Source organism: Streptomyces sp. NPDC088812, assembly GCF_044750285.1.
Taxonomy (GTDB): Bacteria; Actinomycetota; Actinomycetes; order Streptomycetales; family Streptomycetaceae; genus Streptomyces.
In genome coordinates, this window is the sequence record NZ_JBIVJP010000005.1 from 304,185 (window position 1) to 326,407 (window position 22,223).

Sequence of the window (22,223 nt, forward strand, 5' to 3'; positions counted from 1 at the left end):
CCCGCCACCCCACCGCCGCCGCCCGGGCCCACCCGACCAGGTACTCTCACGGAGCCCGCCGCCTGCGTAGACTTCCGGGAGACTGACGACGATGGCCGACCGCGTCACGGTGATCGGCTGGGACGGCTCGCCGCTGACCGCCGCGGCCAACTCCGCGCTGGGTGCCGCCACGCTCGTGGCCGGCGCCGCCCACCACCTGGCGCTGCCCGAAGTGCCGCCCGCCGCCGAACGCATCCGCCTCGGCAGCGTCGCCCTCGCCGCCCGCCGCATCGCCGCCCACCGCGGCACCGCGGTCGTCCTCGCCGACGGCGACCCCGGCTTCTTCGGTGTCGTCCGCACCCTGCGCGCCCCCGAGTTCGGCCTGGAGGTCGAGGTCGTCCCGGCCGTCTCCTCTGTCGCCGCCGCCTTCGCCCGCGCCGGCATGCCCTGGGACGACGCCCAGGTGGTCGTCGCCCACCGGCGCACCCTGCGCCGCGCGGTGAACGTGTGCCGCGCCCACCCCAAGGTCGCCGTCCTCACCTCACCCGGCGCCGGCCCCGCCGAACTGGGCCTGCTCCTGGAGGGCGTCCACCGCACCTTCGTCGTCTGCGAGGAACTCGGCACCGACCGCGAACGGGTCGCCGTCGTCACCTCCGACAAGGCCGCCGACCACACCTGGCGCGACCCCAACGTCGTCATCGTCATCGGAGGGCCCACCGCCCCGGCGGCCGGCGCCGAGGGCGGCTGGATCGCCGGCCGCGACCCGGGCACCGGCCCGCGCGGCTGGGCCCTGCCCGCCGAAGCCCACGGCGGCGCCCTCGGCGAGGGCGAGTCGGAACTGCTCCGCGCGGCGCAACTCGCCCGTCTCGGCCCGCGCGTGGGCGACCTCGTCTGGGACATCGGCTGCGGCAGCGGCGCCTTCGCGACCGACGCCGCACGGGCGGGCGCGGCCGTCCTGGCCGTCGACCGCGACCTGGAGGCCTGCGCCCGCACCGACGCCTCCGGGCGCCGCCACGGCGTCCACCTCCAGATCGTCCGCGGCACCGCCCCGCACGTCCTGGAGAACCTGCCCGAACCGGACGTCGTCCGCGTCGGCGGCGGGGGAGCGGCGGTGGTCTCCGCGGTCGCCGACCGGCGTCCGCAGCGCATCGTCACCCACGCCCTCACCCGGGACGCCGCCGAACTCGTCGGCCGCGAGCTGACCCAGCACGGCTACCGCGTCGAGTGCGCCCTCCTCCAGTCCGTCGAACTCGACACGCGGGACTGGACGGAGACGGAGCGGAGCGTCGCGTTCCTGCTCAGCGGGGTGCTCCCCGACCGTTCCGCCTGACCCGGTCTCCCCCTCCCCGTGATCCTGTTGTCGTACCGCGCGCGGTAGGCTGGCCGATCGTCGTACCGCATCCGTTCGCCCGGCGCTTCGTCGGTCAATGTCCGGAAAACGCATCCGTTTTGGGATGTGTGTGGTAGGGCGAAACCGGAGGGCGCGCAACGTGGCGCAGTCCACAACGGAGCGTCGCGGATCAACCTGTCGTGGCGCGACGAGGGCCGGGACAATGCCACTGAATGGCTTTGTCGTCTTTTGCGGGCGGGTCGTTCGTGCCGCTGGGCGCGGACGCTCGTTCTTCACTACGGGGCGGTCGGTGCGCCGTTCCGGGTGAGCTGGTCGTAGGAGCACTAACCGATGGGCGAGGGGTACGCATGACCGACACCGGCCAGGTTCCGGGCGAGGGACTGCCGGAGAACGCAGGCATGGTGGATCAGCCGGGCGCCTCCGCACCCGGCGCGTACACCTACCTCTCCGAGACCACAGCCGAGGACGAGGACCTGTTGCTGCTGCCGGGCGCCCAGAGCGCCTGGGGCAACGAGGTGGCGCCGCCGGCACCGGAGCCGGTGGTCGAGGCCCTGCACGAACCGGGCCCACACGAGACGGCCGGCCGCGACAGCGGATCGGTCGACCTCAGCGCCGTCCGCCTGCCCGGCCCCACGGCACCCCCGGTGCCCACGGCCCCCACCACGCCGATCCCGCCGATCACCCCCCGCCGCCCGCTGCACCTGGGCCCGCCCCTGCCCGACACGTCCGCCAGCCCGGTGCGCTCCCTCGCCGACCGCGGCCCCGCCGGAGCGCCGGTACGCCACCCCGGCCCGCCCGTCTCCGGCCCCGAGTACCTCGACGCCCAGCCGCTGCGCGAGACGGCCCCGCAGGGCGCCGTTCCCTGGGGAGCCCAGGCCGCGCCCCAGGCGCCGGCCGTCCCGGGGGCGGCCCCCGCCGAAACGGTTGTCCCGGCGGCCCCGCAGCAGCCCGAGCCGGTGGGCGCGGCCGAGGCGGTCGTGGCCCGCGTGGCCACGCAGGCCGTCGCGGCCACCGGTGTTCCGCAGCACGAGCAGGAGCATGAGCACGAGCACGGGCACGCCGCCGCGACGCCGCAGCCCGTGGAGGCCGTTCACCCCGGCGGGGCCGCGCAGCCCGGCACCGTCGCCGGCGCGCAGGCCGTGACCGCCGGCGCGGTGTCCGCCGGGGCCGCGCCGCACACGCCGGGGGCGGAGCCCGTACCCGCCCCGGTGCCGGGAACCGGACAGGTGCCCGGGGCCGCCGCCGGTGTCCCGGCGCCGGCCGTGGGAGGGCCCGTGGACGGGCCCCAGGTGCCGCAGGCCGAGCAGGTCCACCAGGGCGGGTACGCCCAGGAGTCCGCCGCCGGTGCCCCCGAGGGTGTGCAGGCGCCGGAGCGGACGGGCGCCGAGTCGGTGCCGTCCGGACCGGTGCCGTCCGAGGTCGTGCCGGCGGAGGCAGCGCAGGCGGAGCCGGGGCCGGTCCCGTCCGGGCCCGTCCTGGTTCCCGGGGCGGAGACTCCGGGCGCGGGTCTGCCCGCCGATCAGGGCGCGGGTCTGCCCATCGATCCGGTCGACGGTCCTCAGGCGGCCGTCGCCGAGACGCCCGCTGCCGAGACGCCCGCCGCCGAGACGCCCGCCGACGCGGCCCCCGCGGTCCAGGCGGCCGAGGGCCCGGCGGTATCCCCGCCCGCCCCTCCTGCCCCGGTCGCGGAGGCACCCGCCGACGCGACGGCGCCGGCCGCCGAGACCCCGGTGCCGGCAGCCGACGCAGCCGCCCCCGCCCCGGCCGAGGCGCCCCCCGCGGACGCGGAGGCTCCAGCCGACGCGCAGGCCGACGCCGTCGAGGTGCCCGTACCCGGACCGGCCCCCGAGGCCGTCGCTTCCGACGCCCCGCCCGCCCCCGGCGCAGCCGCCGAAGCTCCCGCCATGGATGCCGCGGCCCCGGTCCAGGAGGCCACCGGAACGCCCGAGGCGGCGGCCCCGGCGACCCCGCAGGTCCCGGAACCGGTCGCCCCTCCCGTGGAGCAGGCCCCTCCCGTGGAGCAGGCCGTTCCCGCTGAGCAGGCCGTTCCCGTGGTGCAGGCCGTTCCCGTGGAGCAAGCCGCTGCGGCCGAGCAGCCGGACGCCCCGGCTTCCCCGGCCGCCGCAGCAGCCGCAGCCGCCGCCCCCGCACCCGATGCGCCCACTCCCGCAGCCGCCGCCCCCGCAGCCGCCGAGCCCGCCGTCGAGGTGCCGGCCGCACCCGTCGCCGTACCCGCCGCGCCCGGCGCCCAGCTCGCGGACGCCTCCGCGGTCCCCGCCGAGGGCGCCTTTGCCGAGGGCACCCCCGCCGAGCCGGCGCCCCAGCAGCAGCCCGCCGAGGCCGGGCAGGCCCCCCAGCAGGAGCCCGCGGCCGAAGCCCTCGTGGAGCCCGCACCCGAGCACCACCCCGCCCCGGAACCGCAGCCGGAGCACGAGTCCGCACCGCAGCCCGCACCGCAGGCGGAACAGGAGCCGGTGCAGCAGCCCGCACCGCAGGCGGAACAGGAGCCGGTGCAGCAGCCCGAGCCGCAGGCGGAGCAGCAGCCCGAACGGCCGGCGGAGCCGGCCCTGGCCGAGACCCCGGCGCCCGACCACGGAGCGGACCCGGCGTCCCGGACCCCGGACACCGGCGCCGCCCCGGTGGCGGCCGAGGCCGACCCCGCTGCCGCTGCCGCCGCGCAGTCCGGGGCGGAGGCGCCCGCAGGCGAGTCCGTCCCGGTGGACGGCACCGTGTCCACCGCTCCTGACCTCGCCCCGGCCGCACCCGCACCGCACGTCATCATGCTGCCGGACGGCCCGCAGGCGGCCGAGCCGGGCGCGGAGACGCTCGTGGCCCCGGCGCCCGGGACCGCTGCCGCCCAGGCGGCCGGGACCCCCCTCGCCACGGTCCCCGCCCCCCGCGGAGCCGACGCCCCGATCACGGCGGCCGCCGCCCCCGGCACGGAGCCGGGAGCCGAGCCGCGGCCCGAGCCCGACCCGAACGTCGCGCAGAACCCGGAGGACCTGGACACCAGGGCCGCCGACCAGGAGGAGAGCACGGCCCCGGTGGAAGAAGCACCACAGCCCACCGGCCCCGCCGCGCCCGCGTACGACGACGCCGAGCGCGAGGCCGTCCTGAAGGTCATGCGTGAACGCCGCGACATCCGCAACGGCTTCCGCAGCGACCCCATCCCGCACGAGGTGCTGCTGCGCGTCCTGGAGGCCGCCCACACCGCGCCCTCCGTCGGGCACTCGCAGCCCTGGGACTTCGTCGTCATCCGCTCCGCCGACACCCGGCGCGCGATGCACGAACTGGCGATGCGGCAGCGCGACGCCTACGCGAAGTCGCTGCCCAAGGGACGGGCGAAGCAGTTCAAGGAACTGAAGATCGAGGCGATCCTCGACACCCCGGTGAACATCGTCGTCACCGCCGACCCCACCCGCGGCGGCCGCCACACACTGGGCCGCCACACCCAGCCGCAGATGGCCCCGTACTCCTCCGCGCTCGCGGTCGAGAACCTCTGGCTCGCCGCCCGCGCCGAGGGCCTCGGCGTCGGCTGGGTCAGCTTCTTCGACGAGCGCGAGATGGTCCGCGCCCTGGGTCTGCCCGACCACCTCGAAGTGGTCGCCTACCTCTGCGTCGGCTACGTCGACGAGTTCCCGGACGAGCCCGAGCTGATGCAGGCCGGCTGGGCCAAGCGCCGCCCCCTGTCGTGGGTCGTCCACGAGGAGACGTACGGCCGTCGCGCGCTCCCCGGCGAGGACCCGCACGACCTGCTCGCGGAGACCGTCGCCGGCATCCGCCCGCTGGACGCCAAGGCGCTCGGCGAGGCCTGGGAACGGCAGAAGCGCATGACCAAGCCGGCCGGGGCGCTCGGCATGCTCGAGATCATCTCCGCCCAGCTGTCCGGTCTCTCCCGCCAGTGCCCGCCGCCGATCCCGGAGCCCGCGGCCGTGGCGGTCTTCGCGGGCGACCACGGGGTGCACGCCCAGGGCGTCACCCCCTGGCCGCAGGAGGTCACGGCCCAGATGGTCGCCAACTTCCTGGGCGGCGGAGCGGTCTGCAACGCCTTCGCGACCCAGGTGGGCGCCGAGGTCTGCGTGGTGGACGTCGGCGTGGCGGCCGACCTCCCCGCCACCCCCGGCCTGCTGCCCCGCAAGGTCCGCGCGGGCACGTCCGACATGACCACCGGCCCCGCCATGACCCGCGAGGAAGCCAAACAGGCCATCGAGGTGGGCATCGAGACGGCCCGCGACCTGGTCGCGGCCGGCAACAAGGCGCTGCTCACCGGCGAGATGGGCATCGCGAACACCACGGCGTCCGCCGCCCTCATCTCCGTCTTCACGGGCGCCGACCCCGCCGAGGTCACCGGCCGCGGCACCGGCATCAACGACGAGACCCTCGCCCGCAAGACCGAGGTCGTCCGCCGCGCCCTCGAACTCCACCAGCCGGACCCCGCCGACCCCATCGGAGTCCTGGCCGCGATCGGCGGCTTCGAGCACGCCGCGATGGTGGGCCTCCTCCTGGGCGGCGCATCCCTCCGTACGCCCGTGATCCTGGACGGCGTCAGCGCCGGCGCCGCCGCCCTGGTCGCCCGCGCCATCGCTCCCGAGGTCCTCGCGGCCTGCATCGCGGGCCACCGCAGCGCGGAGCCGGGTCACGTGGCCGCCCTGAACAAGCTGGGCCTGCGCCCCCTGGTCGACCTCGACCTCCGACTCGGCGAGGGCACCGGCGCCCTGCTGGCCCTCCCCATGGTCCAGAGCACAGCCCGGGCGATGCACGAGGTGGCGACGTTCGACTCGGCCGGGGTGACCGAGAAGTAGCGGTTGCGGGGCAGTGGGTGACCGGGCAGTAGGTGACCGGGGACGGTGGGCGTCGCGCCCGCCGTCGTCCCTGCTCCGGGACCGTCAGGGCCCGCCCGCACCCTCGGGCGCACCGGCTGGGCACACAGGCTGGGCGCCCGTCCGCACCGGCTGGGCACACAGGCTGGGCGCCCGTCCGCACCCCCGGCCGCACGGGCCGGACGCACCGGCTGGGCGCGTGCCCGTCCGGGCGCCCGGCCCGGCCACCGTGCCCAGCCACCGGACACCTGATCCGCCAGAAACGCTCGCAGCTTAAAATCCGCACGTCAGGGCTATCGCACCGCCGCAAGAGGAGCCGCACCTCATGGCCGAACACCCCGCCTACCCCGTAGGCCTCCGCCTCACCGGCCGCCGGGTCGTCGTCCTCGGCGGCGGCCAGGTCGCCCAGCGCCGCCTCCCGGCACTCATCGCGGCGGGCGCGGACATCGTCCTCGTGTCCCCCACGGCCACCCCGTCCGTCGAGGCCATCGCGGACGCGGGCGAGATCGCCTGGACGCGGCGCCCCTACGCCGAGGGCGACCTCGCGGACGCCTGGTACGCCCTGATCGCCACGAGCGACCCGGAGGCGAACGCCCGTGCCTCGGCCGAGGCGGAGGCGCACCGCGTCTGGTGCGTCCGCTCCGACGACGCCGACGCGGCGACCGCCTGGACCCCGGCCACCGGCACCAGCGAGGGTGTCACGGTCGCCGTCCTCACCACGAACGCCCGCGGCCGCGACCCCCGCCACACCGCCGCCATCCGCGACGCGGTGGTCGAGGGCCTGCGCGACGGCACCCTGGTGGCACCGCACCACCGCACCCGCACCCCCGGCGTGGCCCTGGTCGGCGGCGGCCCCGGCGACCCGGACCTGATCACGGTCCGCGGCCGCCGGCTCCTCGCCGAGGCCGACGTCGTCATCGCCGACCGCCTCGGCCCGCGCGACCTCCTCGCCGAACTCCCGCCGCACGTCGAGGTCATCGACGCGGCGAAGATCCCCTACGGGCGCTACATGGCCCAGGAGGCGATCAACAACGCGCTGATCGAGCACGCCAAGCAGGGCAAGTCCGTCGTCCGGCTCAAGGGCGGCGACCCGTACGTCTTCGGCCGCGGCATGGAGGAACTCCAGGCGCTCGCCGACGCGGGCATCACCTGCACGGTCGTCCCCGGCATCTCCAGTTCGATCTCGGTGCCGGGCGCGGCCGGCATCCCGGTCACCCACCGCGGCGTCGCCCACGAGTTCACCGTGGTCAGCGGCCACGTCGCCCCCGACGACGAGCGCTCCCTGGTCGACTGGGCGTCGCTGGCGAAGCTCACCGGCACCCTCGTGATCCTCATGGGCGTCGACAAGATCGGCCGGATCGCCGAGACGCTGGTGGCGCACGGCAAGCCTGCCGACACCGCCGTGGCGCTCGTCCAGGAGGGCACGACGTCCGCCCAGCGCCGCGTCGACGCCACCCTGGCGACGGTCGCCGAGACGGTCCGTAGGCAGGAGGTCAAACCCCCGGCGGTCATCGTCGTCGGCGAGGTCGTCACCGTCGGCCCGCGTACCCCGGCACCACCGCACACGCCGGCCTGACCGCGGGCGACAGCCCCGTTCCGAGCCGTCCGCACCGCACCCAGGAGAAGGCGGTAACACCCCCCGTGGCCGATCTCATCACCATCGAGGACCCCGGCGACCCGCGTCTGCGCGACTACACCGGCCTGACCGACGTCGAGCTGCGCCGTCGGCGCGAGCCCGCCGAGGGCCTGTTCATCGCCGAGGGCGAGAAGGTCATCCGGCGCGCCGGGGAGGCCGGCTACGCGATGCGCTCGATGCTGCTCTCCGCGAAGTGGGTCGACGTCATGCGGGACGTCATCGACGAGCTCCGGGCCCCGGTGTACACCGTCAGCCCGGAGCTCGCCGAACGGGTCACCGGCTACCACGTCCACCGCGGCGCCCTCGCCTCCATGCAGCGCAAGCCGCTCCCGACGGCCGCCGACCTCCTGCGCACCGCCCGCCGTCTGGTGATCATGGAATCGGTCAACGACCACACCAACATCGGCGCCATCTTCCGCTCGGCCGCCGCCCTCGGCATGGACGCCGTCCTGCTCTCACCGGACTGCGCCGACCCCCTCTACCGGCGCAGTGTGAAGGTCTCCATGGGCGCGGTCTTCTCCGTGCCGTACGCCCGCCTGGACAGCTGGCCCAAGGGCCTGGACTCGGTCCGCGAGGCCGGGTTCACGCTCCTCGCCCTCACCCCGGACGAGAAGGCCCGCAGCCTGGACGAGGCCGCGCCGCACACCATGGACCGGGTCGCCCTCATGCTGGGCGCGGAGGGTGACGGCCTGTCCACCCAGGCCCTGGTCGCCGCCGACGAATGGGTCCGCATCCCCATGTCCCACGGCGTCGACTCGCTCAACGTGGGCGCGGCCGCGGCGGTCGCCTTCTACGCGGTGGCGACCGGCCGCCCGCGGGCCTAGGCGCGTCCGACGAGGCGAGGAACCGGGACCCGGGGCCCGGGCCCCCGGACCACACGCCGGCCGCTCGCCCCGGCCCGGTACCTACCCGGCCGACCCCCCGCCGGCCCCCGGTCGAGACGGGTCCTGCCTCTGCCCCTGATCCACTGCCTGACCCTGCCCCTGCCCCTGCCGTTGATCCTTCACGATGCCGTCGCCGCCCCCCAGTCCCCGGGCGGGACCCTGGCAGCCCTGGACGACGGCGATGCCGAGCGCGACGAGCAGCGTCACGACGACGAAGACGAACAACCGCTGCCGCAGCAGCCGCGGATTGGCCGGCCGCAGCCCGGTCCCCGTGGACCGCGGCGCCGTACGGCCCGAGGCGCCGCGGGGCGCCGGCCGGCTGCCGCTGCCGGACCGGGTGCCGCGTGCGGCGCGCGCGGGGCGGCCGGTCGGAGTGGGGCGGGCCCCGGACCGCGACGACGGCGGCACATCGCCGCGCCGCGCGCCACTTCCGCCCCTCGAGGCGCTCCCGCCCGGCGCGGCGCCACCGCCCCGCGAGGGCGCGCCTCCCCGAGGCGGCACCGCCCCGCGCGAGGACGGCACCCCGCCCCGTGGCACCGGAGTGCCGGGCCGACGCAGCGTGGGCTGCGGAAAACCGGGATCGGTCAGCCGCCCGGTCGGCCGGTCCGCCTCACTGGCCCGCGGCACGGGCGGCCGGACCTCGGTCATCCCGTGGGCCTCGCGGGCCGCGATCTCCTTCAGCCTGAGCGACAGCTCCAGGGTGCTGGGCCGCTCCTCGGGGTCCTTCGCCAGACAGGCCCGGATCAGGGGGGCCAGGGCATCCGGTACGCCGTGCAGCTGGGGCTCCTCGTGCACCACCCGGTACAGCATGACCTCGGAACTGCCCTGCCCGAAGGGGGAGTCGGCCATCGAGGCGTACGCGAGCGTGGCACCGAGCGAGAAGACGTCGGTCGCCGGGGTGACCGCCGCGCCGCGCACCTGCTCGGGCGCCAGGAAACCGGGCGAGCCGACCGCCGTACCGACGTGGGTCAGTGTCGAGGCCCCCGTCGCCCACGCGATGCCGAAGTCGATGATCCGCGGTCCCTTGGGGGAGAGCAGGATGTTCGACGGCTTCAGGTCCCGGTGCACGACCCCGGCCTCGTGGACGGCGACGAGCCCCTCGGACAGCGCGGCCCCGATCGCCGCGAGCTCGGCGGCCCCCAGGGGACCGTCGTCGTTGACCTTGTCGTGGAGGGAGGGGCCGGGCACGTACTGCGTGGCGAACCACGGGCGGTCGGCGTCCAGGTCCGCCGCGACCAGCCGTGCGGTGCACCCGCCCCTGATCCGCCGCGCCGCCGAGACCTCCCGCGCGAACCGCGACCGGAACTCCTGGTCCTCCGCCAGATCGGGCCGGATCACCTTCAGCGCGACCCGCTGCCCCTTCTTGTCGGAACCCAGATAGACGACGCCCATCCCGCCCGCGCCGAGCCGTCGGTGGAGCTTGAACGAGCCGACGACGCGCGGGTCCTCGCGCCTCAGGCGCATCATCGCCATGTTCATCCCCGCTGCCCGGTCCGTGTGACGTGGCACAGCTTACGTTTCCACGGCCGTCCGCGCGCAGAGGCCGCGCCCTCTCGGCCCGGCGGATTGTCAGTGCCCGGTGGGCCACTTGAAGAGCGGTCAGAGGGCTCGCGTCCACTGGTGCCTTGCTGCCTCCGGCGCCTCAACGGTGGCTCACAGAAAGGGGATTGGACCCATGAAGGGTGACCGGGTGGAGATCGTCGTCGACGCCGGCGACACGACCCGGACGTACGAGGTGGTGGTGAGCAGGGCGGGCCGCCGGGTGGAGACGGCGGTGCGCCGAGGGGTGGTGGAAGTGAGTGAAGTCACCCTGGGGGGTCCCCCGCGAGGACAACTCGGGAAAGCAGCCCGGTACCGGACGGCCCCTCCGGGAAGACCCCGAGACCTGGGCCACCGTCTCCACCCAGGGGAGTACGCCCCAGGTCACGGCTCATCCTCCGGGAGGCCCGCCAATCGGTACGAGGGCATGACGCCCGCCCTCCGCCACGCGCCTAGATTGGAGGTCAAGCGGCGGGTGCAGCACTCGTCCCCCGAGGTCAGACACCCGCCGCTGCCGACGACAACCGATACGGTCAGGAGAGGGACCATGGCCCACACGGCACCGCGGACGATCGTCCGCAGCCAGGAGCGCACCGCGCTCCGCGCCCGCGGCCAGGGCCGTCGCCACCCCTTGGTGGCGACGCTGATGGCCCTTCCTCTGGCGGTCCTGCTCCTCGTCGTCTTCGACGGCTGGGAGACAGTGACCACACAGGCGTCGTCCGTGGGCGTGATGCTGGGGCGCTGAGCGGCGACCCCAGGCCCGGAAGAGCGGTCCGGGCGGGGACATCCACCCATGAAACCCCGTGGGGACGGGGGTGCGGCGGACGGCACAAATGCCGGCGCAGCTGGGGAGCTGCGCCGGCATTGCCCTTTTCCGGCACGGTTGCCGCCCGTGCGCTGCCTGTGTCCCGCCCCTCGCGCCCCTCGCGTGGCGTGGCGTTCCCGGTACCCGGCCGCTCCCCGTCCGTCGGGGCTCTCGCCTCCGCCCCTGGTCCCCGCCCCTCGGCGTACTCCCTCCTCCGGGCACGTACCCTCACCAGCGAACCGACGTCAGGTGCCGCCGAGGGAGTTCCATGCCAGCCGTCCCCCTGCTCCCGGCGCTCGCCGCCCGCGCGCGCAGCTCCGCCCATGCGTCCGTCGACGAGTGCGCCTGCGGCACCGCCACGCTCGCCGACCGCGCCGACGCCACCGTCGTCCGCCACGCCGGCACCGTCGCCAAGGCCCACGCCCCGGACACGGCCGCCGGCGCACTCGCCCCCCGCCTCGTCACCGCCGCGCACCTGCCCGACGTCCTCCTCCCGCCGCTCACCCCGACGCCCGCTGCTCTCCACGGCCGCCTGGTCACCTTCTGGCCGTACGGCACCCCGGTGGACGCGGACGACCCGGACGCCGCGCCCTGGGAGGCCGCGGGGACCCTCCTCGCCCGTCTGCACCGCTCGGCCGCGCCCACCCCGCTGCCGCCGATGCGGGGTCCCGCCAAGGCCGCCCACGCCGTGGCCCGCCTGCGTGCCGCCGGCCCCCACCCGGCTGTGGCCGACGTCCTGCGCGCCTGGGACACCCTGCCCGCCTGGGCCCGCGCCGAGGCACCCATGCCGGACGGCACCACCGTCTGCCACGGCGACCTCCACCTCGGCCAGCTCGTCCGTCATCCGGCCCCCGACGGCCCCTGGCGCCTCATCGACGTCGACGACCTCGGTGTCGGCGTCCCGGCCTGGGACCTCGCCCGGCCCGCCGCCTGGTACGCCTGCGGTCTGCTGCCGCCCGAGGAGTGGACCCGTTTCCTGACCGCCTACCGGCAGGCGCACGGCCCTGCCGTCCCCGCCGACGGCGACCCCTGGCCCGACCTCGACGTCCCGGCCCGCGCCCTCACCGTCCAGAGCGCGGCCCGTGCCCTCACCAAGGTGCTCGCGCGGGGCGGACGGTCGTTGGACGAGGTCGAGCGGAGTCTCGTCGACGCCTGTGTCCGAATGGGGTCCCTCCCTCCGCAGTTGGCGCCGAACTCCGCCAAGTAGGGTGCAACCGACCGCTGCCGGACAGAGTCTGTCCCGGCGATAGGCGAAGCAGGACCGACCGGCGAGGAGTTGAGCCGAACCATGCAGTGTCCGAAGTGTCACGCTCCGATGCACACCTACAACCGCAACGGCGTCCAGATCGAGCAGTGCAGCAACTGCCGCGGGATCTTCCTGGACTACGGCGAACTGGAGGCGCTGACCCGTCTGGAGTCCCAGTGGTCGCAGCCGGCCCCGCCGCCCCAGGCCGCCCCGCAGGCCTACCCGCCGGCCGCCCCGCCCGCCCCGGCCTGGGGCACGCCGCACGGCGGCCACGGCGGCCACGGCGGGCACTACGGTCACCACCGCCACAAGAGCTTCGGCCACATGCTCTTCTCCAGCTGAGCCCGGCGGGCCACCCGGCCCGCCACCTCCGCAGCACTTGCAGCTCTCGTGGCTCTTGTAGCACTTGCATACGGAGAAGCCCCCGGCCGTGGGAACGGCCGGGGGCTCCGGTGTGTGGACGATACTGGGATTGAACCAGTGACCTCTTCCGTGTCAGGGAAGCGCTCTCCCGCTGAGCTAATCGTCCTCGGGACCACGACCCGCGGGCCGTGAGTGCTGCGTGCGCGATACTGGGATTGAACCAGTGACCTCTTCCGTGTCAGGGAAGCGCTCTCCCGCTGAGCTAATCGCGCGGGGATCCGAAGATCCAGTGGACGATACTGGGATTGAACCAGTGACCTCTTCCGTGTCAGGGAAGCGCTCTCCCGCTGAGCTAATCGTCCTTGGAGGTGGAGACGGGATTTGAACCCGTGTAGACGGCTTTGCAGGCCGTTGCCTCGCCTCTCGGCCACTCCACCAGGAGTGCAGGGGTTCGGGAAGATCCCCTCGTTCCTTCGAGCGGACGACGAGGCTCGAACTCGCGACCTCAACCTTGGCAAGGTTGCGCTCTACCAACTGAGCTACGTCCGCCTGTCGTTTCGGTCCGCTTGCGCGTCCCGGCGACGTGTTGAACTCTAGCGGATTCCTCGGCCAGTACAAAAACGCGTTTGTGCAGCGTGCTGCGCTGCGTCTCCCCGGGTACCGGCCACAGTGCCTGCTCAGGCCCCCCTCGGGACGTGCCCGGGCCGTCGCCGGGACGCCCGCCCTAGACTCGACAGCGTGCTCGACCTCCCTCCTCTGGCCCGCTTCGGCGACCGCGTCGCCACCGGGCTCCTCGACGTCACCGACGATCCCGCGGCCCTCGACTCCGAGGGCTTCTGGGCCGTCTGCGCGGACTTCGAGGGCCGTCTGGTCTGCGCGCGCTTCGCGGACGTGCGGGTCGAGCCGGTGCCCGCGCCCGCACCGGGGGAGTGGCGGGGACCCGCGCCGGACGACTGGACGTCGTCCCTGGACCGCGCCGCGTACACGGCCGGCGTGCGCCGCATACGGCAGCACATCGCGGCCGGCCACGTCTACCAGGCCAACCTCTGCCGGGTCCTCTCCGCGTCGGTGGCACCCGACGCCGACGTGGACGCGCTGACCGCCCTGCTGTCCCGCGGCAATCCGGCGCCGTACGCGGGAACGATCCGCCTGCCCGGGCACGGCGTCGAGATCGCCACCGCGTCGCCCGAGCTGTTCCTGCGCCGGGACGGGCGGGCCGTGGAGTCCGGGCCGATCAAGGGCACCGGGCGGACCGAGGCGGACCTCCTCGACAAGGACCACGCCGAGAACGTGATGATCGTGGACCTGGTCCGCAACGACCTCGGCCGTGTCAGCCTCACCGGCAGCGTCACCGTCCCCGACCTGTGCGCGGTCGAGAAGCACCCCGGTCTCGTCCACCTCGTGTCGACCGTCCGCGGCGAGCTGCGCGACGGCGCGGGCTGGCCGGAGCTGCTGGACGCCGCGTTCCCGCCCGGCTCCGTCACCGGCGCCCCCAAGTCCAGCGCCCTGCGGATCATCGACGCGCTCGAGACCGCGCCCCGCGGCCCGTACTGCGGCGGCATCGGCTGGGTCGACGCCGACCGCGCCACCGCCGAGCTGGCGGTGGGCATCCGCACCTTCTGGATCGACCGCGCGGAAGGAGTCCTGCGCTTCGGTACCGGCGCCGGCATCACCTGGGGGTCCGACCCCGAGGCGGAATGGCGGGAGACCGAGCTGAAGGCGGCCCGGCTGCTCGCGGTAGCGTCGGGAGCGTACGAGGTGGATGGAAGGACCCTGACGTGAAGATATGGCTCGACGGCGGGCTGCGGGACAGCGAGTCCGCGCGCGTCTCCGTCTTCGACCACGGCCTGACCGTGGGCGACGGCATCTTCGAGACCGTGAAGGCGGTGGCCGGCCGGCCGTTCGCGCTGACCCGCCACCTCGACCGGCTGACCCGCTCCGCGCGCGGCCTCGGGCTGCCCGACCCCGACCACGACGAGGTCCGCCGCGCCTGCGCCGCAGTCCTCGAGGCCAACCCCATGCCGCTGGGACGGCTGCGCATCACCTACACCGGCGGCCACGGCCCGCTCGGCTCCGACCGGGGCGAGCACGGCCCGACCCTGGTCGTCGCCCTCGGCGAGACCACCCGCCGGCCCGACTCCACGGCCGTGATCACCGTCCCCTGGACCCGCAACGAACGCGGCGCGCTCACCGGCCTGAAGACCACCTCGTACGCCGAGAACGTCGTCGCGCTGGCCCGGGCGCACCAAGAGGGCGCCTCCGAGGCCCTGTTCGCCAACACGGCCGGCCGGCTCTGCGAGGGCACCGGATCGAACGTCTTCGTCGTCCTGGACGGCGAGATCCACACCCCGCCGCTCGCCTCCGGCTGCCTCGCGGGCATCACCCGGGCGCTCACCGTCGAGTGGACCGGCGCCAAGGAGACCGATCTGCCCCTGGAGGTGCTCCAGCGGGCCGAGGAGGTCTTCCTCACCTCCACCCTGCGGGACGTCCAGGCAGTGCACCGCGTCGACGGCCGCGAACTGCCGGGCGCGGCGGGACCGGTGACCGCCAAGGCGATGCGCGTCTTCGAGGAGCGGGCGGGCGACGACCTCGATCCGTGACGGGCGGGGCCGGGCGGCCATCGGGACGCGTCCGCGGCCGGTGGTTCCACGGAGGCGTCCGTGCCCGGCGGTTGTACGGGGCTGTCCGTGCCCGGCCGTTGCACGGGGCCGTTCGCGCCCGACCGCTGCACGGTGCCGTCCGTGCCGGGCCGTTGCACGGGGGCGCCGTCCTCGGCGTTCGCGCGGAGGCGTCCGCCCATGCTGTGTGTGCGTCCACCGCGTGCGCGTACATTCGGCTGAGCCGGAGCGCGACAGTGGGTAGAACACCCGTGATGACGACGACCCTGCGGCCGACCGAGCCGCTCCAGCACGGTGCGGACGGGGCGCTGTTCCGCCACTACCAGGTGTGCGTGAACAGCCGTCCCGTCGGAGCGATCCACCTCTCGACGTCCGAATCCTTCGGTCCCCGTGTCGCCCAGATCGCGGATCTGCACATCGAGGAGCCGGACCGCGGGCGCGGCCGGGCCACGGTGGCCGCGCTCGCCGCGGAGGAGGTGGCCCGGAGCTGGGGATGCGCCCGGATCGAGACCAGGGTGCCCGCCCACGCCGAGGCCGCACTGCGGCTGGCGGCCGCGCTCGGCTACGTCCAGCGCAACCGGGGCATGGAGAAGCCCCTCGGCACGTCCGTGCCCGAGCTGCCCGCCGGCAGCCGGGCCAGGCCCATGACGGAGCCCGAGTTCGAGCGGTGGTACGAACGGGCCGTCCCCGGCTACGCCCGGGTCTGGCTCGACCAGGGCGTGCCCGAGGACGAGGCGTTCGCCAAGTCGCTACGGGACCACGAGGTGCTGTTGCCGCGGCGCCTGGCGACGGAGGACACGCTGTTCAGCGTCCTGGAGCACGAACACACGCCGGTCGGCAGCCTGTGGGTGTCGTTCCGCGAGGACAAGGCCTTCGTCTTCGACGTCGAGACCGCCGAGCCCTTCCGGGGCCGTGGCCACGGCCGGTCCCTGATGCTGCTGGCGGAGGCACAGGCAGCCGCCGCCGGCAAACGCGTGATCGGCCTCAACGTCTTCGTCGGCAACACCCCCGCCGAGCGGCTCTACGCCTCACTCGGCTACGTCCCGGTGAGCTACTCGCTGTACAAGCAGCTGCTCTGAGACCGCCCCGGTCCCGCCCGGCGCGTCACCCTTGCCGGGCCCGGTCCCGCCCGAGGGGCCAGGCCTGTCGGGCCCGGTCCCGCCCGAGGGGCCAGGCCTGCCGGGCCCGGTCCCGCCCGGGGGGTCAGCCCTGTCCGGTCAGCAGCCGGTCGGCGATCTCCTCGACCCTCGCGCGCAGCCCCTCCTGGCTCTTGCCGCCGTCGAGGCGCTCACCGCCGATGACATACGTCGGGGTGCCGGTGACTCCGATCGCCTTGCCCTCGGCCTGGTCCGCGTCCACGATCAGGATGTGCCGACCGTCGATGAGCGCGGTGTCGAACTCCTCGGCGTCCAGCCCCAGTTCCCGGGCGACCTCGACCAGGAAGGGTTCTCCCCCACGGGTCAGCTCCTCGACCCGGCCCAGTACCGCCTCGACGTACGCCCAGCCCTTGCCCTGCTCCGTGGCTTCCTCGGCGGCCTGCGCGGCGGCGAAGGCGTGCTGGTGCTTCTCCAGCGGGAAATGCCGCAGCCGCACCTCCAAGCGGTCCCCGTAGCGCTCGCGCAGAGCGTGGAGGTCGTCGAGGGCGCGGTGGCAGTCCGGGCACTGCAGTTCGCACCAGACGTCGAGGACGACCGCGGAGGGACCGGCGGCCGCGGGCGCCGGGGCGGAGGCGGGGGAGGAGTCACTCATGGCACCAGTCTCCCAGCCCACGCCACGCCACCCCAATCCGGACGGGGCTCCCGCCTGTGCCCCCCAATCCGGACGGGGCTCCCGCCTGTGCCCCCCGATCCGGACCGGGCTCCCGCCTGTGCCGCCCCGGTCCGGACGGGTTTCCCCACTGCGGCGCCCCTGTCCGGACGGGGCTCCCGCCTGCGCCAGCCCAATCCGGACCGGGCTCCCGCCTGTGCCCCCCGATCCGGACGGGGTTCCCCACTGCGGCGCCCTGGTCCGGACGGGTTTCCCCACTGCGGCGCCCCTGTCCGGACGGGGCTCCCGCCTGCGCCGCCCCGACCCGGGCCGGGCTCTCGCCCGCGCCACCCCACCCCCATCCGGGCCGGGCTCTCGCCCGCGCCACCCCACCCCCATCCGGGCCGGGCTCTCGCCTGCGCCACCCCACCCCCATCCGGACCGGGCCCTCGCCCTGCGCCGCGTCTGAGGCCGGGGGCGGGCCGATCCGCACCGCTCTCCCTGACCGGAGCGCCGGCCCGCACACTGCGCGACGCCGACCGGGACCCGCGGAGGAGTCGACCCCGAGATGTCCCTGATGTCCGCTCGGACCCATGGCCCGGGGGCACCCCGCAGGTGCAGGATGGAGGGGCGAAGCGCTGCCGTGCCGCGGTGCCGAGCCGTCCCTGCCCGAGTGCGTCACGTCACCGTTGCCTGGAGGACCGGATGATTGCCGAGACCGTCTGTTCCGCCGTGGCCGCGGCCGGCCTGGGCATCGCCGCGATCACGGCCTACCGCAAGCGCTTCCTGGCGGCTGCCCGGATCGCGGCCTACGCACTCGTCCCGCTCGGCCTCGTGATGACCGGTGCCGTCGAGTGGGTCGCGGACACCGCCTTCAGTCCCGTTGCCTGGGCCGGCTTCGGTGTGCTCGGCGTGGCCTGGGGGCTCTTGGCGACCACCCGGGCGGTGGAGCGCCGCCGCCGAGGCGGTACCCGCAAGGAGCGCAAGGCGGCGGCGCGGACCGCGCAGCCCGACGCCGTGGCCCCCGGCGTCTCCGCTCCCTCCCTGGGGCAGGGCTCCCGCCCGGCGTCCCGTCCCGCGGCCACGCCCAGGGAGACCGCCGCGGACGACTTCAGTGACATCGAGGCCATCCTGAAGAAGCACGGCATATGAAGCGGCGGCGCACCGGGTGAAGTGGTGCCGCACCGGCAGCATCGCCAGCACCGGCTGTGCCGACCACACCGGCTGCGTACGCCGCCGGGCATCGGCACCCCGCGCGGCACACCGGACCTGCCCGGCCCGGTGTGCGGGATGCGGTCCGGCGCAGGTCGGCACAGCATCCGCACCTGAAGCGACACAGTCGAGCCGCACCCGCGCGAAAATGATCACGGCCGGAAGTCGACCTTACTAAATCGGCGAACACCCGCTCAATCCGGGCGTGTTGATCGCATAGCCGGTGCCGCCTGCGTCATCATCGCCCGCGAGATGCTGGACACGACACAGAGCGATGCCGCGCCGCCTCAGGACGAGCCGCGCGGGTGCCTCTTCGCCCTTTCCCAGCCACCGCTGATGATCTTCCTTGCGGTGATCGGGAGTCTGCTGCTCATGGCTGCGCTGCACGACCTGCTGCTGCTGTGAGCCGTACCCGCGGTACCCGGCGCCACCCGCCGGGGCCGCGTCGGCATCGGAGACCCCGGCACCGGCGCCCGACGGACCCGGCGACCGGATCGGCTGACCAGAGGGGAGACGGCGATCGACGGTTCCGTACCGGGGGAGTGGTCCAGCGGCTGCTCAGCCCGCGGCCTCCTTCCGGCGTGCGCGGTACGCCGCCACGTGCAGGCGGTTGCCGCAGGTGCGGCTGTCGCAGTACCGGCGGGAGCGGTTGCGGGAGAGGTCGACGAAGGCACGCCGGCAGTCCGGGGCCTCGCAGCGCCGAAGCCGTTCCTGCTCGCCGGCCACCACGAAGAAGGCAAGCGCCATCCCGCAGTCGGCCGCCAGGTGATCGGCGATCGACGCACCCGGCGCGAAGTAGTGCACATGCCAGTCGTAGCCGTCGTGATCGGTGAGCCGGGGCGTGGTGCCGGCGGCGGCCACCAGCTCGTTGATCAGTGCGGCGGCGGCGCGGGCGTCGGACGCCGCGAAGATGTTCGCGAACCGTGCTCGGATCTTGCGCACCGCGGAGAGGTCGAAGTCGGATAGCACACCGACGTCACTGATCTCGTGCTTTCGTACGAAGTCCGCGAGGGCGGCGACGTCCGGCAACCCGTCCTGCGCGGTGTCGTCCTCCGGTGCGGTGTTGACCAGATCCACCACGGCATCGAGTGCACACCGGGTGTCGTGGGTGATCAGCACGTTTCGCTCCCTGGCCTGGGGGTCGGGCGGACGCCCGCCGATGCTGGCCGATGGTAGCCGCACCGGGCCGTCGAACCACGGCACGTCGACGCCCGTGGACACGCACCGGACACGCCGGCGCCGCGCCACGGTGACCCGTGGCGCGGCGCCGGCGCATGCCCTATGCGGTTGTCCTGGCCCGAGCCGTCTCCCCGAGTGGACGGCGCCGGGCGGCTCAGTGGGAGCTTCGCCCTAGCTTTCCGCCAGGATGTGCGAGAGCTCCTGATCGAGGTCGAAGTGGCGGTGCTCCGTGCCCGGGGGCACAGCCGCGTCCGTTCGCTTCAGGAAGGATTCCAGGGCCCGCGCCGGGGCCTCGAGCAGAGCCTCGCCCTCCGGAGAGCTCAGGGCGATGCACACGACGCCCTGACCGTGGCTGCGCGACGGCCAGACACGGACGTCGCCGGTGCCCGTGGGCCGGTGCAGGCCCTCCGCGAGGAGGTCGCGGGCGAACACCCACTCGACGGTCTCCTCGGCTCCGGTGTGGAAGGTGGCGTGCACGGCGTAGGGGTCGGCCGTGTCGTACCGCAGGCCTGCGGGGACAGGCAGGGAGGACTCGCTCGACACAACGAGGCGCAGGTGCAGCTCGCAGCTGACCGTGGTGTTCATAAGCGCCAGGGCCTTTCGCTCAGTGTGCGCTCGGGGATTCGCACGTCGGCGAAATCGACATGCCACCTACGGTGCCGTTGTAAACCCCTCTGAGTGTTTTGCGTGCGTTTATGTAACCCTTCCGGCCGAGAGATCGTTCGGGGAGTACCACCATTACGGTGACCGGAATCTCTCGGGTAGGGTTGGCCTGTATGAATACGGGGAGTGACGAGCCGGGCGAGGTAGCCATGGCGGCGGAGGACGCGGGGACCGACGGGGCGGCGCAGGAGCAGGAGCAGGCACTCGGCTCCCGGGCGCCGGAATTCGTCAAGGCCCGCCGCGTCCTGCACCTGAGCTGGCAGGTCGGGATCTTTGTCGTCGGCCTGGCGGTCGTGGTGGCCGGCATCATCATGCTGCCGCTGCCCGGACCCGGCTGGATCGTGATCTTCGGCGGCATGGCGATCTGGGCGACCGAGTTCGTCTGGGCACAGTTGGTCCTGCGCTGGACCAAGCGCAAGGTCACCGAGGCGGCCCAGCGCGCGCTCGACCCGAAGGTGCGGCGGCGCAACATCATCCTGACCTCGATCGGTCTCCTGATCATCGCGGTGATCGTCGGTATCTACCTGTGGAAGTTCGGCTTCGAGATGCCCTGGAACATCGAGGACCAGTGATCCGCGGCAGCGGCGCACGGACCGGTGGGCCGGTCACAGGCACCCCCTGACATGGGGTAATGTTCTTCCTGCGCCCGGGCGATTAGCTCAGTGGGAGAGCGCTTCGTTCACACCGAAGAGGTCACTGGTTCGAACCCAGTATCGCCCACCCGGCACGGCGGCCCGTCTGCGACAGAGCAGACGGGCCGCCGTCGTATGCCCGTCGCGCGCCTCCTCCGGCGTGCCGTCGGGCCCGACGCCGTGTGCCGTCAGTGGCGCGGGAACCACCCGAGGACTCGCGCCGGACCTCCAGGCCGCCCGCCCGCCCACCCGCTCGCCCGCCCGCCCACCCGCTCGCCCGGCCGCCCACCCGCTCGCCCGGCCGCCGAGCCGCCCGCCCACCCGGAGGCCCGCCCACCCGGAGGCCCGGCTGCCCGGCCTCCGGGCCTCCGGGCTGCCGGACCTCCGGGCCTGGTATGGCGCCTCCACCTGGCATGGCGCCTCCGGCCGGACGCCGCTGAAACCGGCTGTCGGGAGGCCCGAGAGGACGCAGGGGCCCGTGAGGGCGCAGGGGCCCGAGAGGGCGCAGGGGGCTGCCAGAGCGGTGAAGCGCGGATGAGGCGACGCGCGGAGGGAACCCCGGCGTCGGCTCCTCGGCGCCGTGAGGAGCGCTGGCTGCCCGTGCGGGGCCACGGGGTGGGACCGGGGTACCGGCCGACGGCTCGGGGCTCGCGCCGCCTCGCCGTACGGCCTCCGTCGACCGGCCGGTTCCTCTCCTGCCAGGGTGGCGGGCTGAGCCGTCGTGGTCCATCCTTGCCGCTCAAGCACATACCGTCACCTTGGCGCAGGCCGTCATCTCGGCACGGGGTGCTGCCCGGCACGGTCGGTCGGCGCACCGCCCTGTGCGGGGGTCGCCGATGGCCGGAAGGGCCATACGTGCGGTGGCGGCAGGGGAGGGGCGGGTGGCTGGACGCGCGGTGGAGACGAAGGGACACCGGGTGGCTGCACGCGCGGTGACGGCGGAAGAGGCCGGGGTGCCGGGACGCGCACTGGCGGCAGCGGGTGCCCGGGTGGTTGGACGCGCGCTGGCGGTAGCGGGTGCCCGGGTGCCGGGACGCGCACTGGGCGCAGCGGGAGCCCCGGTCGATGGACGTGCGGTGACGGCAGGGGGAGTCCGGCTGACTGGATGCGTCCGCGGCCCGGGGTGCCCGCCCCGATGTGACCCCGCCTCCTCCTGCTCTGCCGGAACCTCTCCCGTGCGCCTTTCCTCGTGCACCTCGTGCACCTCGTGCTCGTGCACCTCGTGCTCGTGCACCTCGTGCACCTCGTGCGCCTCCTGCGCCTCCTGCGCCTCCTGCACCGCACCTGCGCGACCTGCGCGACGCGGGCGCCACCCTCGCCCTCGGCTCGCACCGGCCCGCCGCCCAGCCGCCCCGGCACCCTGCTCTCCTCCCTGCCCCGCCGTCGGCGAATTCCGGCCGCCCCCACACCCCCGCCAACCCCCCGCCCGCTGTCCGAGCAGCCGAACGTCCGCCTCTCACCTGCGCTTTCCTTCCGTCACTGACGGGATGTCAGTCGTCGGCCCCGCCGCCGACCCGCGCCCGCCCGTCAAGAAATTCCTGTCCGAATCA

General features: G+C 74.7%; 17 protein-coding genes, 6 tRNA genes and 1 pseudogene. 15 read left to right on the forward strand and 9 right to left on the reverse strand.

Annotated elements, in window-relative coordinates; translation table 11 throughout:
* The first annotated feature begins 91 nt into the window (after nucleotides 1-91).
* The 4 genes from cbiE to ACIP67_RS11635 all read left to right on the forward strand — a co-directional run bounded on the left by cbiE (nucleotide 92) and on the right by ACIP67_RS11635 (nucleotide 8,610).
* On the forward strand, nucleotides 92-1,309 hold the full coding sequence (gene cbiE / locus ACIP67_RS11620) for a precorrin-6y C5,15-methyltransferase (decarboxylating) subunit CbiE (protein WP_401690811.1): 1,218 nt from the start codon (nucleotides 92-94) through the stop codon (nucleotides 1,307-1,309).
* A 368-nt stretch (nucleotides 1,310-1,677) separates the two neighbouring features.
* Nucleotides 1,678-6,132, forward strand: coding sequence for a nicotinate-nucleotide--dimethylbenzimidazole phosphoribosyltransferase (gene cobT, locus ACIP67_RS11625; protein WP_401690812.1), 4,455 nt, complete (start codon nucleotides 1,678-1,680; stop codon nucleotides 6,130-6,132).
* 343 nt (nucleotides 6,133-6,475) lie between these two features.
* Complete coding sequence (gene cobA, locus ACIP67_RS11630) at nucleotides 6,476-7,726, forward strand: uroporphyrinogen-III C-methyltransferase (RefSeq protein WP_401690814.1); 1,251 nt, start codon at nucleotides 6,476-6,478, stop codon at nucleotides 7,724-7,726.
* Between the two features lie 65 nt (nucleotides 7,727-7,791).
* The gene (locus ACIP67_RS11635; protein ID WP_401690816.1) at nucleotides 7,792-8,610 is read left to right on the forward strand and encodes a TrmH family RNA methyltransferase; all 819 of its coding nucleotides are present in this window, start codon (nucleotides 7,792-7,794) and stop codon (nucleotides 8,608-8,610) included.
* An 81-nt stretch (nucleotides 8,611-8,691) separates the two neighbouring features.
* On the opposite strand, the gene ACIP67_RS11640 is transcribed toward ACIP67_RS11635, so the two are convergent.
* Nucleotides 8,692-10,149, reverse strand: a complete 1,458-nt coding sequence (locus ACIP67_RS11640) for a protein kinase (protein WP_401690998.1) — start codon at nucleotides 10,147-10,149, stop codon at nucleotides 8,692-8,694.
* Nucleotides 10,150-10,345: 196 nt separating this feature from the next.
* Between ACIP67_RS11640 and ACIP67_RS11645 the strand changes: the two are divergent.
* From ACIP67_RS11645 to ACIP67_RS11660, 4 genes and pseudogenes are all read left to right on the forward strand, one after another.
* Nucleotides 10,346-10,556 (forward strand): annotated as a pseudogene (locus tag ACIP67_RS11645) (hypothetical protein); the annotation flags it as partial.
* Nucleotides 10,557-10,756: 200 nt separating this feature from the next.
* A complete protein-coding gene (locus tag ACIP67_RS11650) occupies nucleotides 10,757-10,954 on the forward strand; it encodes a hypothetical protein (protein WP_401690818.1) in 198 nt (65 codons plus the stop codon).
* A 328-nt stretch (nucleotides 10,955-11,282) separates the two neighbouring features.
* Nucleotides 11,283-12,221, forward strand: coding sequence for a phosphotransferase enzyme family protein (locus ACIP67_RS11655; RefSeq protein ID WP_401690820.1), 939 nt, complete (start codon nucleotides 11,283-11,285; stop codon nucleotides 12,219-12,221).
* A gap of 81 nt (nucleotides 12,222-12,302) precedes the next feature.
* Complete coding sequence (locus ACIP67_RS11660; RefSeq protein WP_401690822.1) at nucleotides 12,303-12,602, forward strand: zf-TFIIB domain-containing protein; 300 nt, start codon at nucleotides 12,303-12,305, stop codon at nucleotides 12,600-12,602.
* Between the two features lie 115 nt (nucleotides 12,603-12,717).
* Here the strand turns inward: ACIP67_RS11660 and ACIP67_RS11665 are convergent.
* The 5 genes from ACIP67_RS11665 to ACIP67_RS11685 all read right to left on the reverse strand — a co-directional run bounded on the left by ACIP67_RS11665 (nucleotide 12,718) and on the right by ACIP67_RS11685 (nucleotide 13,172).
* Nucleotides 12,718-12,789 (reverse strand) — tRNA-Val (locus ACIP67_RS11665).
* Nucleotides 12,790-12,823: 34 nt separating this feature from the next.
* Nucleotides 12,824-12,895 (reverse strand) — tRNA-Val (locus tag ACIP67_RS11670).
* A gap of 18 nt (nucleotides 12,896-12,913) precedes the next feature.
* Nucleotides 12,914-12,985, reverse strand: a tRNA-Val gene (locus ACIP67_RS11675).
* A gap of 1 nt (nucleotide 12,986) precedes the next feature.
* Nucleotides 12,987-13,060 (reverse strand) — tRNA-Cys (locus ACIP67_RS11680).
* Nucleotides 13,061-13,099: 39 nt separating this feature from the next.
* Nucleotides 13,100-13,172, reverse strand: a tRNA-Gly gene (locus ACIP67_RS11685).
* A 189-nt stretch (nucleotides 13,173-13,361) separates the two neighbouring features.
* Here ACIP67_RS11685 and ACIP67_RS11690 point away from each other — a divergent pair.
* From ACIP67_RS11690 to ACIP67_RS11700, 3 genes are all read left to right on the forward strand, one after another.
* A complete protein-coding gene (locus tag ACIP67_RS11690; protein WP_401690824.1) occupies nucleotides 13,362-14,405 on the forward strand; it encodes a chorismate-binding protein in 1,044 nt (347 codons plus the stop codon).
* Entirely contained in the window at nucleotides 14,402-15,223 is an 822-nt protein-coding gene (locus ACIP67_RS11695) for an aminotransferase class IV (RefSeq protein ID WP_401690826.1), read from the forward strand. Before ACIP67_RS11690 ends, ACIP67_RS11695 begins: the two co-directional genes overlap by 4 nt.
* Nucleotides 15,224-15,495: 272 nt before the next feature.
* Entirely contained in the window at nucleotides 15,496-16,320 is an 825-nt protein-coding gene (locus ACIP67_RS11700; RefSeq protein WP_401690828.1) for a GNAT family N-acetyltransferase, read from the forward strand.
* 124 nt (nucleotides 16,321-16,444) lie between these two features.
* On the opposite strand, the gene ACIP67_RS11705 is transcribed toward ACIP67_RS11700, so the two are convergent.
* Nucleotides 16,445-16,990 (reverse strand): DsbA family protein, encoded by a 546-nt coding sequence (locus tag ACIP67_RS11705; RefSeq protein WP_401690830.1) that lies wholly within the window; start codon nucleotides 16,988-16,990, stop codon nucleotides 16,445-16,447.
* Between the two features lie 702 nt (nucleotides 16,991-17,692).
* Between ACIP67_RS11705 and ACIP67_RS11710 the strand changes: the two genes are divergently transcribed.
* Entirely contained in the window at nucleotides 17,693-18,139 is a 447-nt protein-coding gene (locus ACIP67_RS11710) for a hypothetical protein (RefSeq protein ID WP_401690831.1), read from the forward strand.
* A gap of 312 nt (nucleotides 18,140-18,451) precedes the next feature.
* Nucleotides 18,452-18,604 carry a hypothetical protein gene (locus ACIP67_RS11715; protein ID WP_187750717.1) on the forward strand — a complete coding sequence of 51 codons (153 nt, stop codon included), beginning with the start codon at nucleotides 18,452-18,454 and terminating at the stop codon, nucleotides 18,602-18,604.
* 153 nt (nucleotides 18,605-18,757) lie between these two features.
* Here the strand turns inward: ACIP67_RS11715 and ACIP67_RS11720 are convergent, their stop codons facing one another.
* Together ACIP67_RS11720 and ACIP67_RS11725 are read right to left on the reverse strand one after the other, a co-directional pair.
* Nucleotides 18,758-19,318: a CGNR zinc finger domain-containing protein gene (locus tag ACIP67_RS11720; RefSeq protein ID WP_401691000.1), complete on the reverse strand. Its 561-nt coding sequence runs from the start codon at nucleotides 19,316-19,318 to the stop codon at nucleotides 18,758-18,760.
* 231 nt (nucleotides 19,319-19,549) lie between these two features.
* Nucleotides 19,550-19,963, reverse strand: coding sequence for an SsgA family sporulation/cell division regulator (locus tag ACIP67_RS11725; protein ID WP_004002642.1), 414 nt, complete (start codon nucleotides 19,961-19,963; stop codon nucleotides 19,550-19,552).
* Between the two features lie 191 nt (nucleotides 19,964-20,154).
* Here ACIP67_RS11725 and ACIP67_RS11730 point away from each other — a divergent pair, with 191 nt between their 5' ends.
* Nucleotides 20,155-20,613 (forward strand): TIGR02611 family protein, encoded by a 459-nt coding sequence (locus ACIP67_RS11730; RefSeq protein ID WP_401690833.1) that lies wholly within the window; start codon nucleotides 20,155-20,157, stop codon nucleotides 20,611-20,613.
* Between the two features lie 76 nt (nucleotides 20,614-20,689).
* Nucleotides 20,690-20,761, forward strand: a tRNA-Val gene (locus ACIP67_RS11735).
* The last annotated feature ends 1,462 nt before the right edge of the window (nucleotides 20,762-22,223 follow it).